At 54.0% G+C, this 14,046-nt stretch carries 15 protein-coding genes; all 15 read right to left on the bottom strand.

What is annotated here, in order from left to right:
- Positions 1-3: 3 nt before the first annotated feature.
- Positions 4-381 carry a DUF5362 family protein gene (locus B0B07_RS03945; RefSeq protein ID WP_076757045.1) on the bottom strand — a complete coding sequence of 126 codons (378 nt, stop codon included), beginning with the start codon at positions 379-381 and terminating at the stop codon, positions 4-6.
- Positions 382-533: 152 nt separating this feature from the next.
- Positions 534-1,625: an NAD(P)-dependent alcohol dehydrogenase gene (locus B0B07_RS03950; protein WP_076757499.1), complete on the bottom strand. Its 1,092-nt coding sequence runs from the start codon at positions 1,623-1,625 to the stop codon at positions 534-536.
- A 125-nt stretch (positions 1,626-1,750) separates the two neighbouring features.
- Positions 1,751-2,266: a divergent PAP2 family protein gene (locus tag B0B07_RS03955; protein ID WP_076757500.1), complete on the bottom strand. Its 516-nt coding sequence runs from the start codon at positions 2,264-2,266 to the stop codon at positions 1,751-1,753.
- A 196-nt stretch (positions 2,267-2,462) separates the two neighbouring features.
- On the bottom strand, positions 2,463-3,095 hold the full coding sequence (locus tag B0B07_RS03960) for an HAD family hydrolase (protein ID WP_076757046.1): 633 nt from the start codon (positions 3,093-3,095) through the stop codon (positions 2,463-2,465).
- Entirely contained in the window at positions 3,092-4,441 is a 1,350-nt protein-coding gene (locus tag B0B07_RS03965) for an MATE family efflux transporter (protein ID WP_076757047.1), read from the bottom strand. Before B0B07_RS03965 ends, B0B07_RS03960 begins: the two co-directional genes overlap by 4 nt.
- A gap of 145 nt (positions 4,442-4,586) precedes the next feature.
- Entirely contained in the window at positions 4,587-5,309 is a 723-nt protein-coding gene (locus B0B07_RS03970; RefSeq protein WP_076757048.1) for a DUF2812 domain-containing protein, read from the bottom strand.
- A complete protein-coding gene (locus B0B07_RS03975) occupies positions 5,306-5,623 on the bottom strand; it encodes a PadR family transcriptional regulator (protein WP_144264282.1) in 318 nt (105 codons plus the stop codon). The genes B0B07_RS03970 and B0B07_RS03975 overlap by 4 nt, the downstream gene beginning before the upstream one ends.
- Positions 5,624-5,795: 172 nt before the next feature.
- Entirely contained in the window at positions 5,796-6,320 is a 525-nt protein-coding gene (locus B0B07_RS03980; protein ID WP_076757049.1) for a hypothetical protein, read from the bottom strand.
- A 157-nt stretch (positions 6,321-6,477) separates the two neighbouring features.
- Complete coding sequence (locus B0B07_RS03985) at positions 6,478-7,323, bottom strand: M55 family metallopeptidase (protein ID WP_076757050.1); 846 nt, start codon at positions 7,321-7,323, stop codon at positions 6,478-6,480.
- A gap of 54 nt (positions 7,324-7,377) precedes the next feature.
- A complete protein-coding gene (locus tag B0B07_RS03990; RefSeq protein WP_076757051.1) occupies positions 7,378-8,553 on the bottom strand; it encodes a M24 family metallopeptidase in 1,176 nt (391 codons plus the stop codon).
- Positions 8,534-9,550: an ABC transporter ATP-binding protein gene (locus B0B07_RS03995; protein WP_076757052.1), complete on the bottom strand. Its 1,017-nt coding sequence runs from the start codon at positions 9,548-9,550 to the stop codon at positions 8,534-8,536. Before B0B07_RS03995 ends, B0B07_RS03990 begins: the two co-directional genes overlap by 20 nt.
- Positions 9,522-10,538 (bottom strand): ABC transporter ATP-binding protein, encoded by a 1,017-nt coding sequence (locus B0B07_RS04000; protein ID WP_076757053.1) that lies wholly within the window; start codon positions 10,536-10,538, stop codon positions 9,522-9,524. Before B0B07_RS04000 ends, B0B07_RS03995 begins: the two co-directional genes overlap by 29 nt.
- A gap of 15 nt (positions 10,539-10,553) precedes the next feature.
- Complete coding sequence (locus B0B07_RS04005; protein ID WP_076757054.1) at positions 10,554-11,459, bottom strand: ABC transporter permease; 906 nt, start codon at positions 11,457-11,459, stop codon at positions 10,554-10,556.
- An 8-nt stretch (positions 11,460-11,467) separates the two neighbouring features.
- Positions 11,468-12,385, bottom strand: coding sequence for an ABC transporter permease (locus B0B07_RS04010; protein ID WP_076757055.1), 918 nt, complete (start codon positions 12,383-12,385; stop codon positions 11,468-11,470).
- A gap of 103 nt (positions 12,386-12,488) precedes the next feature.
- Positions 12,489-14,045, bottom strand: coding sequence for an ABC transporter substrate-binding protein (locus B0B07_RS04015; RefSeq protein ID WP_076757056.1), 1,557 nt, complete (start codon positions 14,043-14,045; stop codon positions 12,489-12,491).
- Position 14,046 lies beyond the last annotated feature (1 nt).

Here is a 14,046-nt window from a genome sequence, read left to right on the forward strand (position 1 = left end):
CGATCAAAAACCGTTATTAAAGCTTGAAAAGATGAAGACGCCCAGGATCATGAAAAGGAGGAGAGAGCCCACTACCGTGACAACGAGCATGATGAAGCTGATGAACAGATAAAGTCCGTAATTATGAAGAAGATCGCCCAGTGCCCGTGTATCTCCGCTCCGTCGGATCGCTGTTGCCGCATCGCCTGTTTTGTAAACGAGCCAGCCGAGGAAAACGGATAGTGCGCCCGGAATGGCACCGACGATAAAATAGAACAGCCCGCCGATCGCAGAAAGTGCGCCGCCGATCATCATGATGATTCCCATTACCTTGCCCCAGGTCGCAATCCTCTGTATCCCTTTTTGCGCGATCGCCTCTTCACTGAATGAAGACTGTTGCATGAATTTCACCCCCTCCCCATCCAACCGTTTTAACCTATGCTATGTATGGATAAGCCCATTGTATCCCATCCCCAATCCCATGAACACTGTGTTTTGACAAAAATGAACCGTACCGGAAACGGGTCTGATCCGCTCTCGGTACGGTTGGACTGTCAGGACGGGAACTTCAGGATCGGCTTGATGGCATGTCCCTGCTTGGAGTCTTCAAAGCCCTGATTGATGTCTTCAAAATCATAGAACTTCACCAGCTTGTCAAAGGGGAACCTGCCGTCCCTATAGTATTCCACAAGCTGGGGAATGAAGATCTGCGGGACTGCATCCCCTTCGATCACGCCCGTCATCGTCTTTCCTTCCGCCATCAGGTCCTCGTGGACATTCAGCGTGAGATCGGGCGTGACTCCGACCACGGCCAGCCTGCCCAGCGGCTTAAGCGATCGCAAAGCCTGCAGGATGACCGGAGGGACACCTGTGGTATCCAGGGCGTAACGGGTTCCGCCGCGGGTGATCCCCCTGATCGCCTCGATTACATCTTCTTTCCGGCCATTGATCACATGGGTCGCACCGAGCTCCTTTGCGAGTTCGAGCCGGCTGTCGTGGATATCCACTGCGATGATATACCGGCATTCGGTGATCGCAGCGGCCATGATGGCACTGAGCCCGACCGCACCTGCTCCGAAGATGGCGATTGATGAGCCGAACTCCGGCTTCAATGCATTCAGGACCGTCCCGCTCCCGGTCTGGATACCGCATCCCAGCGGACCCAGGAGAGCGAGGTCCGCCTCCGGATCCACCTTGACGACGCTCCGCTCATTGGCCACCGCATACGTACCGAATGACGACTGGCCGAAAAACGTCGACAGCTTTTCGCCCTGCCTGCTGAGCCGGTGGGAATTGTCCCTCATGCGCCCTCCGAAGTTCAGTTCATTGAATACCATACAGTACGCCGGATGACCGGTGAGACAATTTTCACAATGTCCGCAATATGCAAAGGACAGGACCACATGGTCTCCGGGTTTTACCGTCTCGACGCTGTCGCCGACCTGCTCGACGATTCCTGCCCCTTCGTGGCCGAGCACAGCCGGATATGGCGTGATTCCCTGATCACGGGCCACTGCATCTGTATGGCAGACACCCGTTGCCACGATCTTGACGAGCACTTCATCCGATTTTGGACCTTCCAGTTCCACTTCCTCGATCTTGAACGGTTCTCCCTGTCCCTGTGTGACGGCAGCCTTGATCTTTATCACGGTCAGTCAGCTCCTCTGTCATTCATCGTGCATACACGGAAGTATGCCCGCCGGGATCCGAACGATACGAGTGGTGCCGGACGTCCCTTGGAGAGGAAACAAAGGCTGCAGAGAAATGACCGTCAGTCCAAATAATCCGTCCTGCGGCCGCGTGCATGCTCGATCTCACGTTCCCGGTTCTCGATTTTCGCCATCGTATAGCCGAGACCCGCACCGAACAGCCCGCCGACCAGCACCTCCAGCGGCTGATGGCCGAGGAGCTCCTTCAATTCTTTCTCCTGCTCCACATAGTCCAGGCTCGGGAACTCGCCCGACAGTTTGACAAAGTTATCTTCCAGATCATTTACGAGTTTTGCAATTTCTCCGGTATGGCGCCGTATTCCCTGAGCGTCATACATGACAATGGTTCCGAATACGACCGCCATTGCCGTCTCCGTATGCCGTGCACCTTTATTGGCCGCAACGTAGGCTGCCAGCGCCGACACCCCGGCAGAGTGCGAGCTCGGCATGCCCCCTGTCGTGAACGCCTGCTGCCAGTCCCACTTCCCGGTCACTGCCTTATGCGTGAAAATCTTCAGCGCCTGTGCGATTCCGATCGCTCCGAACGCCGTCAGGATTCCCCGGTTCATCTGCCGCACTTGTTTCACCGGCTTCGTCTCGGCAAGCGGCTTGATCTGATTTTTCCTCTTTAAGTTCATTCGGTGGCCTCCTGTGTAAGTGTCATCATGCTTCCATACCCCCGCAAGGACAGACGCTAATCCGGACAGTTTTCGTCCATGGAATGATATCAATCTTGAGCCGGGGACATTGCCTCATCGTTTTGGGGATCGCCTGCTACACTTCCTCCAGCATTTCCGGCAATTCCCCGATCCGTCCGATCTTCTCGTCCCACTCTTGAGGGTCCCCGAATCCGTATGAGGCCCAGATGAACGGAATGCCTGCCTGTCTTGCCGCTTTCCGGTCCCCTTCGGTATCTCCTACATACACAGGAGCCTTCAGCCCGTTCCGCTCGATGACGAGGCGGATGTTCTCCCCCTTCGGCAATCCCGTGCGTCCGGGGTTTTCATAGTCCTCAAAAAACCTGCCAAGGCCGTGCGCTTGATAAAACGCCTCGATATAGCCATCCTGGCAGTTGCTGACGATGAAGAGCCGGAATCGCTCCGAAAGTTCCCTGAGAACCTCTTCAAGACGGGGATACAGCACTCCGCCCACCCGGCCGATCCATTCATTTTCATAAACGCAGCACGTCTCCATCAAGGCGGCCCGTTTCTCTTTTTCCATGTCTTCAAACAGAATTTCCCCGATTTCCTCAAGTAGAAGGCCCATCGTCTTCGTTAAGTCGTCTTCTGTGACGCGGCCTTCCACTCCCGGCGTTTCGCTGATCACTTTCGTCCACGATTCGGCAACAGCTTTCCGGGAGTCCCAGAGCGTGCCGTCGAGGTCAAAGATGATGCTGTCTGCTTTCATTTATTTTCCTCCTCACTGATTGCCTGGATGCTGCGCCAGCCGCCGTACCGGTAATAAAGGATGGCGGTGAGGCTGCTGATTACAAAACTTGCCCCCATGCCAAGCGCAATGCCTTTTTCACCGAACCATCCGGCCAGCAGCCAGGTGAACGGGTAGCGGAGCACCCAGAATGAGATGATGTTGAGCACGAGCACCTGGAACATCGCGCCGGCCGCCCGCACCGTGCCGTTCAGGATGAAATTGATCCCGAGGAACGGATAGAAGAAGGCGATCATCTTCAGATAGTCCGCCCCGAACCCGACGGCTTCCCGGTCTCCGGTGAACAACCGGATACTGAAGTCCGCCAGCAGGAACAGGACCGCGGCCAGAATGAGCATCGCGACAAAGTTATAAACGAGGCCGTACTTCGTGATGCGGCCTACCCGGTCCCAATTTCCTGCTCCGATGTTTTGCCCGGCCATCGAGTTGACGGCGGTGCCGAGCGCCTGGGCCGGCAGCATGATGAGGCTGTCGAGCCGCTGTGCCGCACCGTATCCTGCTACGGCGGCAGGGCCGAACGAGGCGACGACACTCATGATCGCCATGATTCCTGCTGAAATGACGCTCATCTGGAGTCCGGCAGGGATGCCGAGCTTCAGGATATCTTTCACTTCCCGGAGTGACGGAATGGACGGTCTCTCAAACGGGACGAGTCTCTTCTTCAAGGTGTAGAGGAGCCCGATCACGAATGCGCCGCCCTGCGAAACGATCGTCGCATAGGCAGCCCCCTCGATTCCCCAGTCGAATACGCGGATGAAGACCGGGTCGAGCACCGTGTTCAGGACAACCGCCGCCGTCACAAAATAAAGCGGTGACTTTGAATCTCCGACCGACCGGAGAACCGTCGTGATGAAATTGTATCCGAAAAGGAACAGCATGCCGATGAAGTTGATCTTCAAGTAGCTTGCGGCAAGCGGCATCATGCCATCCGGCGTTCCGAGCAGCCGGAGGACCGGCACCGCTGCCGCAAATCCAATCAGTCCGAGTCCGGCCGCCATCGCGGACATGAGCACGACGAACGCGTTGAGATAGCGCTTCATCCCCGTCTCGCTCTTCCGGCCCGTCTGCTGGGACAGAATGGTCAGTGCCGCATTGTTCAGCCCGATGACGAACGACAGCACCGTAAACAGCACCGTCGAAGACAGGGACACCGCTCCGAGCGCATCGGCCCCGATCAAGTTCCCGACCCAAAGGCTGTCGATCAACTGATAGGACACCTGCAGAAAGTTTGCGAGCAAAATCGGCCAGGCGAATGCGAACAATTGTCTTCCGGGCGGGCCCTGCGTGAAATCCTGTCGGCCGGCCATATCGGTCCCTCCTTTTCTGTCTCTTCTATCTTCGGTGAGAAGCGGTTTCTGCGCAACCCTGCGACCCAGTGCGTTCGGTTCATTTACAGGTAAATCCGCAAAGAAAACCGGTCTGCCTCTCAACTCGGCAGACCGGCTGGTCCAGTTAATGTTGTTTGACCCGGATGCTTTGAGAAAGTGTCATGACCGCCCAGACAACAGCCGGAAAAGCGATGGCCCCGATCAGCATGGCGGTCAGCATCCTGATGGCCCCTCCCGTGCTGTCGCTGTTCCATACGAATGCTGCGATGCCCAGCAGAAGAATCAGGAATGGCAGTGCCATTGCCAGATTGGCCGTCTTCTTTTTCCCTTCCGCTTTCCACTTGTTTTGATATGCCGTGAGGGCAGTCCAGGCGGTCGGTACGGCACATGCGGTGAGGATCACCGCAGCTATGGTAAGAACATTGAACATCCCGGTGCTCATGACGGCCCCGATCCATGCAAGCACCGTCAACAGCACGAGCGGAACCGCCGCTTTCCCGACAGAAACCGCAGAGTTCCGATACTTCTCGACCGTCGTGTCCCGGTCGGTATAGATCGGTTCCGTTCCGGCTTGTGCCCGGAACAAGTGGATGTCCGCAGAAGATGCGATATGCGTCCATCCGGCCGAAGCAAATACGTCCATGTATTCATCCTCATCGCCCTCCGCCAAAGACCGGTAATCGATACTGTAAATATAGTCGGAACGGTGGCCCTTCTCGAGTGTGTAGCCCATGAGCTTGAAACCCTTCACATGCCAGCCTTCATTGGAATAACGCTGCAGCTTGTCCATGTCCTCTTTCTCCGAGAAAGCCAGACCGCCTGAAGTGATATATTTGGTCTTCTTCATTCTTCCGCCTCCTTAAGTCCGGCCTCTGCCAGTTTGATCATCAGTTTCCTCACCTGCAGGTCCCCATCCAGCACTTCTCTTCCCTTTTCCGTCAGCAGATAGGTCTTTCGCCGGGAATCCGAATCGTCGTACAGATAGATCCACTCATTCTTCAACAGCTTCTTGATGATTGTATACATCGATGCCGGGCCGATGACCACGGCCCCGTTTGAAGTCTCCTCGATTTGGCTCATGACGCCATAACCGTGCCGCGGCCGGGTGAGGGCAGCCATGATATAGAACATTGAATCCGTCAACTGCTCGTTTTTGCTCAACCGATCTACTCCCGTCACTATATCGTTAAATGATATATCTAGAAGCAATATAACATGGCCGGCAGACCCTGTCCATAGATATATCAAAAGATGATACATACAAATCTCGAAACCTCCCGCGGACAAATTAAAAGGCGGATCCCGGCCGTCCGGAATCCGCCTTCTTCACCATTCATTCCTTAACTGCTTCTCTCTTTTCCTTCGTCTCGATCAGCCATTCAAAGGCCCAGATGATTGCCGCCACTCCTACGCCAAGGATGAGACTCCCTCTTTCCCCCACTTCGAAAAGGCGGCAGATTGAGAAGACGGCCAGGCTTCGGACTGCCAGAAGGAGCAAGGTCTGAACCACCCCATCCCCCGCCACTGCACCGAGTACGGCCGCGACAACCGAATCCAGCGTAAACAAGTACACGAAAATGGTCACAGCCAGCAAGAGGATGCCCCCACCGCTCAGGTCGATGTCAAACAGCAGACCGAGCGTATGGACGGAACCCATCACAGCCAGCAGCATGGCCGCCAGGACCCCCGCGGGGAACAGGGCAATCAGCACGGAAACCGCAATCGTCATGCCAGCGGACATCCGCTCTTCATCTGTCTCCCGTTTATTTGTATAACGGATAAATGCATAAATCGGAACGATGCAGACAATCCACGCTGCCGCCGCGATCAATAGAATCAGCATATTTTCCACAACCAATCTTTAAAACTCCTCATCCATCTTTACGGCATTACCCACGCAAAGTTTCAGCCTGGACGGGTTGATTTGTGCACGAACAACAAACGGCCGCCATCGATTATTGATGGCCGGCCGTTGCTTTTTTTCATTCTCATTGATCCCTGTTTATGCAGCAGGATTACGCATTCGCATCTCCCAAAACCCCGTTTGTCGCTGCCATGGCGATGATGACACACCCCCACATATGCTTATAGGCACTCACCATGTCCTTGCAGGTAAACCGGATCCGGGTCGGGCTCAATGCCTCGACCGTCGGCAAAGTGGTCGTCATATGTGCCTGCTGGGGTCCTTTGAATTCAATTTCAAAGGTGACCGGTCCTTCGTGCCCGCATGGTCTCGCTGCCTCGATCTCTTGCAGCGCGGCTGCCATCTGTTCTTCAATTTCACTTTGGACGACCGCCGGAGACAGCAGTTCGGCAGCCAGCCGGTCTTTGGCATATTTCGTGACGACGGATTTGACGTTCGGAAGAGTTTCCATCACTTCTTGGACATACAGGTCGTCCCCGCTGATAAACACGGCCGGCACCCCAAAATGGCCGGCTACCCTTGCATTCATCTCAGTTTCTCCGACTACTGCACCGTTTATTTTGATCTCTTTCACGCAGATTCCGGCCAACGTGTGGGAGATCACGGCATGGCTCTCCCCTTCTCTTCCGTGATGTCCCACGAAGGCGATGGCATCGAAGGATTCATCCAGCCCTTCCAGCTGGCACATGACCCGGTTGTTTCCTGAGACGAGCCGTGCTCTTGGGTCCAGATCTTCTATGAGGATGTTGGACATATTCCCGTGTCCGTCCGCCACCACCACTTCGGTGGCCCCTCCGTTGAATGCCCCCCGGATGGCCGCATTGACCTCGGCGGTCATCAGTTTTCTGAACCGGTTATATTCCCCCGGAACCGTCAGCTGCCTGATCGTTGCAACGCCTGTGATCCCTTCAATATCAGCTGAGATAAATACCTTCATCATGATTCCCCCCTAAAAAATGGTGCACCCGGACGGCCGGATGCACAGAGACAGTCAGCATATCATTGATTCGAGATCACGCGGATAATAGGTGAGCATTTCATTCCCGTCTTCGGTCACAAGGACGGTGTCCGAATGCCTGAATCCGCCGAGGCCCGGCACGTAAATACCCGGTTCCACCGTGACGACCATGCCCGGCTTGATCTCCGTATGATCACCGAGGTCAAAGAACGGTGCTTCGTGGCCGAGGATCCCGATATTGTGGCCCGTGTGGTGTCTCGTCAATCCTGTAATGCCTTCCTCTTTGAAGTAGCGTTGGACTTCTTTCTCGACATCAGAATAGGTGACGCCTGGCTTGATCGCCGCGATGGCAATATCCTGTGCTGCCAGCATGTAATTAAAATGCTTCTCCTGCTCTGCGTTGTACTCCTCGACGAACATCGTCCGCTCAAGCTCGCTCGTATAGCCGAAGACACTTGCCGCAGCCCCGGTTACAAGCGTATCGCCTTTTTTGAGAATGATATTTTGCGTGACGGCATGCGGGAACGCCGACTCCGGACCGACCTGTCCTCGGAACGTGGCAAATGCGGTCTGGCCGTGCGGCTTATATTCAGGCCCGAGCGTTTCAATCATCGCCATCGTGGCTTCCATGGATGCCTTCCCCGACACCTCGATTTCACTGTAGCCGGCCTTTGAATATTTTTGCAGCAGGCGATGGGCCAGATTGCCCCATCGGCATGATTCTTTGATCAACTCGATCTCATGATCGGACTTGATGAAACGGAGTTCTTCCACAATCCCTTTCACTGAGACCCACTCGGCACTGATCAATTCATTCAGCGGCTGTCCGCGGTAACCCATCGAAGAGCCGTAACCGATGGCGTCATAACCGACCGATTTGTTTTCAAAGCCGAATTCGACGAGCAATTCTTTGAAATACTCCATCGGGTGCTTGATTCCCGGGTATTCCGGATAATCATGGACATAGTCCACCACCGCATATTCTTCGGCGTGCTCCGTTTCAAGCTGTGGCAGGAACAGGTGGACCTTTTCCTGGGGATCAATGAACATCCCGATTGGGCGCTCGGTCGGATGGAAATGGAAACCGGTCAGATAGAAGATGTCAGCAACAGCAAACAGTACGGACGCTTCACATTTTTTTGAAGAGGCCTCCCGGATAAAATTCTGCTGGCGCTCTTTAAATTCGGATTTAGGAATGGATAACAGCATGCTCGTCTTTCTCCTCTCGTTTTTCGTTCATTTGATATAAATGGCATTTAGCCGTGTGGCCTGAACCAAAGTCTGTTTCTTCCGGTACCCGGCGGCTGCAGATTTCCATGGCTGCCGGGCAACGCGGGTGGAATGCGCAACCGCTTGGCGGATTGGCCGGGCTTGGAACGTCCCCCTCCAACACAATCCGGTCCTTGCTCTCCCTTGGATGATTGGCGGGAATGGCGGAGATGAGTGCCTGTGTATACGGATGCTTGGGATTTTCGAACACATCATCCGTGTTTCCGACTTCAATGATTTTCCCCAGGTACATGACGGCCATCCGATCCGTCATATGGCGAATCACACTCAAGTCGTGGGAGATGAATAAATATGTGAGCCCGAATTCTTTTTGTAGCTCAAGCATCAAGTTGATGACCTGGGACTGGACCGATACGTCCAGTGCGGAGACCGGTTCATCCGCAATGATGAAATCAGGCTGCAGCACGACTGCACGCGCAATGCCGATCCGCTGGCGCTGGCCGCCAGAGAACTCATGCGGATATCTGTCAAGATGGTGATCCGATAACCCGACGATCTCAAGGATTTTCCTGATCTTGTCCATCCGCTCTTTTTTCTCATACTTGTTGTGGACCCGAAGCGGTTCCATCAGGATTTCACGGATCGTTTTCTTCGGGTTCAAGGATGCATAAGGATCCTGGAACACCATCTGCATCCGGCTTCTCAGCAAACGCATTTTCTCATAGGAGAGAGAGCGGATGTCTTCGCCGTCAAACCGTACTTCCCCATCAGTCGGTTCCGTCAATCTCAGAATCGTTCTTCCGGTTGTTGATTTGCCGCATCCTGACTCCCCGACAAGCGCGAACGTCTCGCCCTTCTTGATCGAAAAGCTGATGTCATCAACGGCCCGGACGACAATCTTCTCCTTGAACATGCCCTGAGGGATTTCGTAATACTTCTTCAGGTGATTAACTTCTAATAGGAATTGAGGATTCATCCCTGCTTCCCTCCTTGGAAACCGGATCCAGCAGCCAGCACTTGCTCTGATGGCCCGCCTCGGAAAACACAGGCGGCGCCTCTGCAAAGCAACGATCAAAAGCATGGGGACACCGGTTTGCAAATGCACAGCCCTTGCCGATCTCAGATGGTTTCGGAACTTGTCCCTTGATCGAGAACAACTTCCCTTTCCGTTCATTGTTGGAAGGCAGTGATTGCATCAGCCCCTGGGTATAGGGATGAAGCGGCCGGTCAAAGATGGCTTCCACCCCTGCCTCTTCCACGATTTCTCCAGCATACATGACGATCACTCGATCACACATTTCCGCTACGACGCCAAGGTCATGGGTGATGAGCATGAGGCTCATGTCATTGGAACCCCGGATTGCCTTGAGCAGCTCCAGGATCTGTGCCTGGATCGTGACATCCAGGGCAGTGGTCGGCTCGTCGGCGATCATCAGCTTCGGCTGGCAAAGGAGTGCCAGTGATATCATCACCCGCTGCCTCATTCCCCCTGAGAGTTGGTGAGGATACTCATCGATGATCTGCTCCGCCCGAGGGAGGCCCACCTGCTTCAATGTGGAGATGATCGTCTCACGGATCTCTTTTTTCCCCATTTTCCGATGCTGCCTCAGCGGCTCGCTCAGCTGCTCACCGATTGTAAACACTGGGTTCAGCGAGGTCATCGGCTCCTGAAAAATCATGGAGATGTCGTTTCCCCGGATCTTTCTGTATGCCTTTTCCGGGAGGGCGGTCAATTCCGTTCCATCAAACAAAATGCTCCCATCCGCGATCCGCCCTGTCTTTTCGGGCAAAAGCCCCATGACGGTCAGAGAGGTGACACTTTTTCCGCAGCCAGACTCACCGACGATCCCGACGGTTTCTCTCCTGTTCACTTTCAGATCGATCCCTCTGATCGGGCGAACGACCTCTTTCCCGCTTTTAAATTCCACGTGAAGATTTTGAATCTCCAATAACGGCTTTTCCATCATTCAATCCCCCCGTCATTCACCCTTGAGTTCCGGATCCAATGTATCCCTCAGCCAGTCCCCGAAGAAATTGACACCCAGTGCAGTGATCATAATCGCCACACCCGGGAACGTGATCAGCCACCATGAGCTGAAAATGTAATCTTTCCCTTCACTCAGCATATTGCCCCATGCCGGGTTCGGAGGCTGGACGCCAAATCCGAGGAAACTGACCGAAGCTTCCGCAATGATGTAAGTGGCGATCTGCAAGGATGACAGGATGATGATCGGAGTGAACAGATTGGGCAAGATATGCTTGAACAAAATCTGGATCCTCGGCACGCCGGTGGCCACAGATGCCGTGATAAATTCTTTTTCTCTCAGCGCCAGCACTTCACTCCGGACGACCCGCGCAAAGATCACCCAGCCGCCGATTGCCAATGAAAGGATGATATTTTTCAGGCCGGTGCCGATGATGGCATTGATGACCAGCACGAGCAAGATGAACGGAAAACTGAGCTGGACATCGACAATCCTCATCAAGACAACATCCAGCCAGCCTCTGAAATAACCGGATACAATGCCGACCACGGTTCCGAACGTTCCTGCGATGAGCACCGTCATGACACCGATGATGACGGAAATTCTTGCACCGGCAATCATCCTGGAGAGGATATCGCGTCCCAGCTGATCGGTTCCAAGCAGATGTCCATCCGTCATGGGCGGGAGCAGCTTTTTGCTGAACTCGGCATGCATGGGATCAAACGGAGCGATCCACTGCCCGAACAAACTCAGGAACAGCAGCAGCAGAATGATGATGAACCCGGTCATCCCGGTCCAGCTATGCAGCAGGGATGACCAGAGAAAAGCTAGTTTTGACTGTTTTCCTGGTGTCACAGCCGGCCGGGATGAGCCCGGCTGCTCAGGGATTTCGATCGTCATACAATCACCTACCTCACACGGATTTGCGGATTGACAAAGGCATATAACAGATCCGCAACAAAATTAATCACCGCATAGATCAGTGCAATGATGAACACGCCCGCCAGTACGATCGGGAAATCTCGGTTCAACAATGACTGAAGAAGCAGCCGGCCGATGCCCGGCCAGGAAAAGACCACTTCCGTGATGACCGCACCGCCGAGCAATGTCCCCAAGTCCAGTGCCACCAGCGTGATGATCGGAATGAGCGAGTTCTTCAATGCGTACCTGGCGATGAGCCGGGGTGTCGGTACACCCGATGCCTTCGCCGTCCGGATAAAGTCTTTTCTCAGCACATCGAGCATGGTGGAGCGTGTGAATCGGGTGAACCTTGCAATGCTGTAGGCAGCCAGGGTGAGCGTCGGCAAGATCATATGGACGATCGAACCGCCCCCGCCCGACGGAAGGACTTTAAGCTGCGCGGCGAAAATGAAAATCAGCAGCAGGCCAAACCAGAAACTTGGAATCGCCTGACCGATCACTGTAAGTGCCACTGCAATCCGGTCAAAGATCGAATTTCGTTTGAACGCGGACAACACTCCGAGCGGGATCGAGATCAGCAGGGAGAGGACGAGGGCTGAGATGGCCAGCTGGAACGTGGCCGGCAATCGCTGCAACACCATTCCCAATGCATCTTCCTTGCTGCGCAGCGAGTTGCCGAAGTCACCCTGTACCGCGTTCTTCATAAACTCGCCATATTGGACGAGGAGCGGCCGGTCAAACCCAAGCTTGCTCCGGTACTCGTCTATCTGCTCCCTCGGTGCATCAGGAGGCAGGAATAGCGGCGTCGGATCTCCGGACAGCCGGATCAGAAAGAAGACGACTGTCAGTGCCAGCAGCACGACGATTCCGACTTGGATGACACGCTTGATTACAAAATCCAGCATGTCTCATTCCCCCTTACGAAATATTAAGTCTGTCAGTCAAGATGACAGGGCCTGGTGAATTTGAAACGATCACTCGTTTCAAATTGCCGGGCCCTTTGGTTAATCAATTTTCCCAGGACATTTCATAAGGAAGGATTTTTTCGTCGACTTTCGGTTTGAAGTCCAGGTCTTTCCTCACGGCATACATGTCACTCTGCTGCCAGAGCGGCACCCATGCTGCCTGTTCGACCAATGCCTTCTGGATCTCTGCATAGCCGTCATACCGCTCATCCTGGTCGAACATTTCATTGGTTTCGTAGATCTTCTTTTCAAGACCTGGTTCCGAGAAGCTGCTGTACGGGCCGGCTTCTGTGAAGAGGTTTTCAATTGTGGACTGTGCATCGAATGCCGGGCCCCATCCGAGGATGAACATATCCTTGATCTCACGGTTCCGGACCTTTTCGAGATGCGCTCCCCATTCATTCACTTGTACATTCACTGTGATGCCGATGCGCTGCAGCTGTGCTGCAATCGCCTGGGCCACCTGGGAATCCATCGGATATCGGCCATTCGGTGTATCCAGGGTCAGCTCCATGGACTCCGGATCGTAACCCGCTTCTTTCAGAAGTTCCTTCGCTTTTTCAGGGTCGTACTCATAGGCATCCGTCTCTGTATAGCCGCTGTTGATCTTTGAAAGCGGTCCTGTGAGCTTTGTTCCATGGCCGTTCAGCACGGCCTCCAGCAATTCATCCACGTCAATGGCATGGTTCATGGCCTGGCGGACTTTCACATCTTTCATCGGACCATCGGAAAATGTGCTGAGTGCCAGATAATTGATGCGTGCCGAAGCGGTTTCGGCAATCTTGGAGTTCTCATCAGACTCGATCTTCTCAACGGAGTCAACCGGAACGTTTTTGAACATATCGATTTCGCCGCTTACAAATGCGGACAGGCGCGTGCTGAACTCAGGAATATAGCGGAACTCGACATTTTTGATCTTTGCCGGGCCTGCCCAGTAATCCTCAAACGCCTTTAATTTCAGGTAGTTATCCCGCGACCACTCCACGAACTCGTAAGGCCCGGTCCCGACCGGCTTTTTGGAAGCTTCCTCGGTCCCCACATCATTCACGTAGACCGGGTCCATGATCAGCAGGTCATCCGCAATCCGTTCGATCAGGCTCGGGAAGGGCTTGGACGTGATGATTTCCACTTCATAGTCGGACAACACTTTGACTTCCTTGATATCGGACCACCGGGATTTGTAGAAAGATTGATTGGCGTCATCCAAAATGTAATCGATGCTGAATTTCGCTGCCTCCGCGTTGAAATCCGAACCATTATGGAACTTGACGCCTTCCTTCAGTTTCAGACGCCATGTCAGCTCGTCAATGTTCTCCCACTCTTCGGCAAGCACCGGGACAAATTCGCCTGTATCCCCGTCACGATCGATCAACGGATCATAAATACTGCGGATTTGGGCATCCGTGACATAGTTGACATCAGAGTTCGCAATGAGTGTTGCGGCATCGGACTCAAATCCGATCACGATGCTGTCTTTCTGCTTTCCGTCTTCACCTTTTGCATCCGATGCTGACTCCGAATCTCCAGCTGTGCCTTCTGTACAAGCAGCCAATACAAAGGAAAGCACCAGTAAGACGGCCAAAAAATACCCCTTTTTCAAC

This window comes from Edaphobacillus lindanitolerans, from assembly GCF_900156305.1.
Taxonomy (GTDB): domain Bacteria; phylum Bacillota; class Bacilli; order Bacillales_A; family Planococcaceae; genus Bhargavaea; species Bhargavaea lindanitolerans.

What these genes read in the sequence shown, in the direction of transcription:
- B0B07_RS03945 (WP_076757045.1), bottom strand. Translation starts at nt 381, where the DNA reads ATGCAACAGTCTTCATTCAGTGAAGAGGCGATCGCGCAAAAAGGGATA.
- B0B07_RS03960 (WP_076757046.1), bottom strand. Translation starts at nt 3,095, where the DNA reads ATGAAAGCAGACAGCATCATCTTTGACCTCGACGGCACGCTCTGGGAC.
- B0B07_RS03965 (WP_076757047.1), bottom strand. Translation starts at nt 4,441, where the DNA reads ATGGCCGGCCGACAGGATTTCACGCAGGGCCCGCCCGGAAGACAATTG.
- B0B07_RS03970 (WP_076757048.1), bottom strand. Translation starts at nt 5,309, where the DNA reads ATGAAGAAGACCAAATATATCACTTCAGGCGGTCTGGCTTTCTCGGAG.
- B0B07_RS03985 (WP_076757050.1), bottom strand. Translation starts at nt 7,323, where the DNA reads ATGAAGGTATTTATCTCAGCTGATATTGAAGGGATCACAGGCGTTGCA.
- B0B07_RS03990 (WP_076757051.1), bottom strand. Translation starts at nt 8,553, where the DNA reads ATGCTGTTATCCATTCCTAAATCCGAATTTAAAGAGCGCCAGCAGAAT.
- B0B07_RS03995 (WP_076757052.1), bottom strand. Translation starts at nt 9,550, where the DNA reads ATGAATCCTCAATTCCTATTAGAAGTTAATCACCTGAAGAAGTATTAC.
- B0B07_RS04000 (WP_076757053.1), bottom strand. Translation starts at nt 10,538, where the DNA reads ATGGAAAAGCCGTTATTGGAGATTCAAAATCTTCACGTGGAATTTAAA.
- B0B07_RS04005 (WP_076757054.1), bottom strand. Translation starts at nt 11,459, where the DNA reads ATGACGATCGAAATCCCTGAGCAGCCGGGCTCATCCCGGCCGGCTGTG.
- B0B07_RS04010 (WP_076757055.1), bottom strand. Translation starts at nt 12,385, where the DNA reads ATGCTGGATTTTGTAATCAAGCGTGTCATCCAAGTCGGAATCGTCGTG.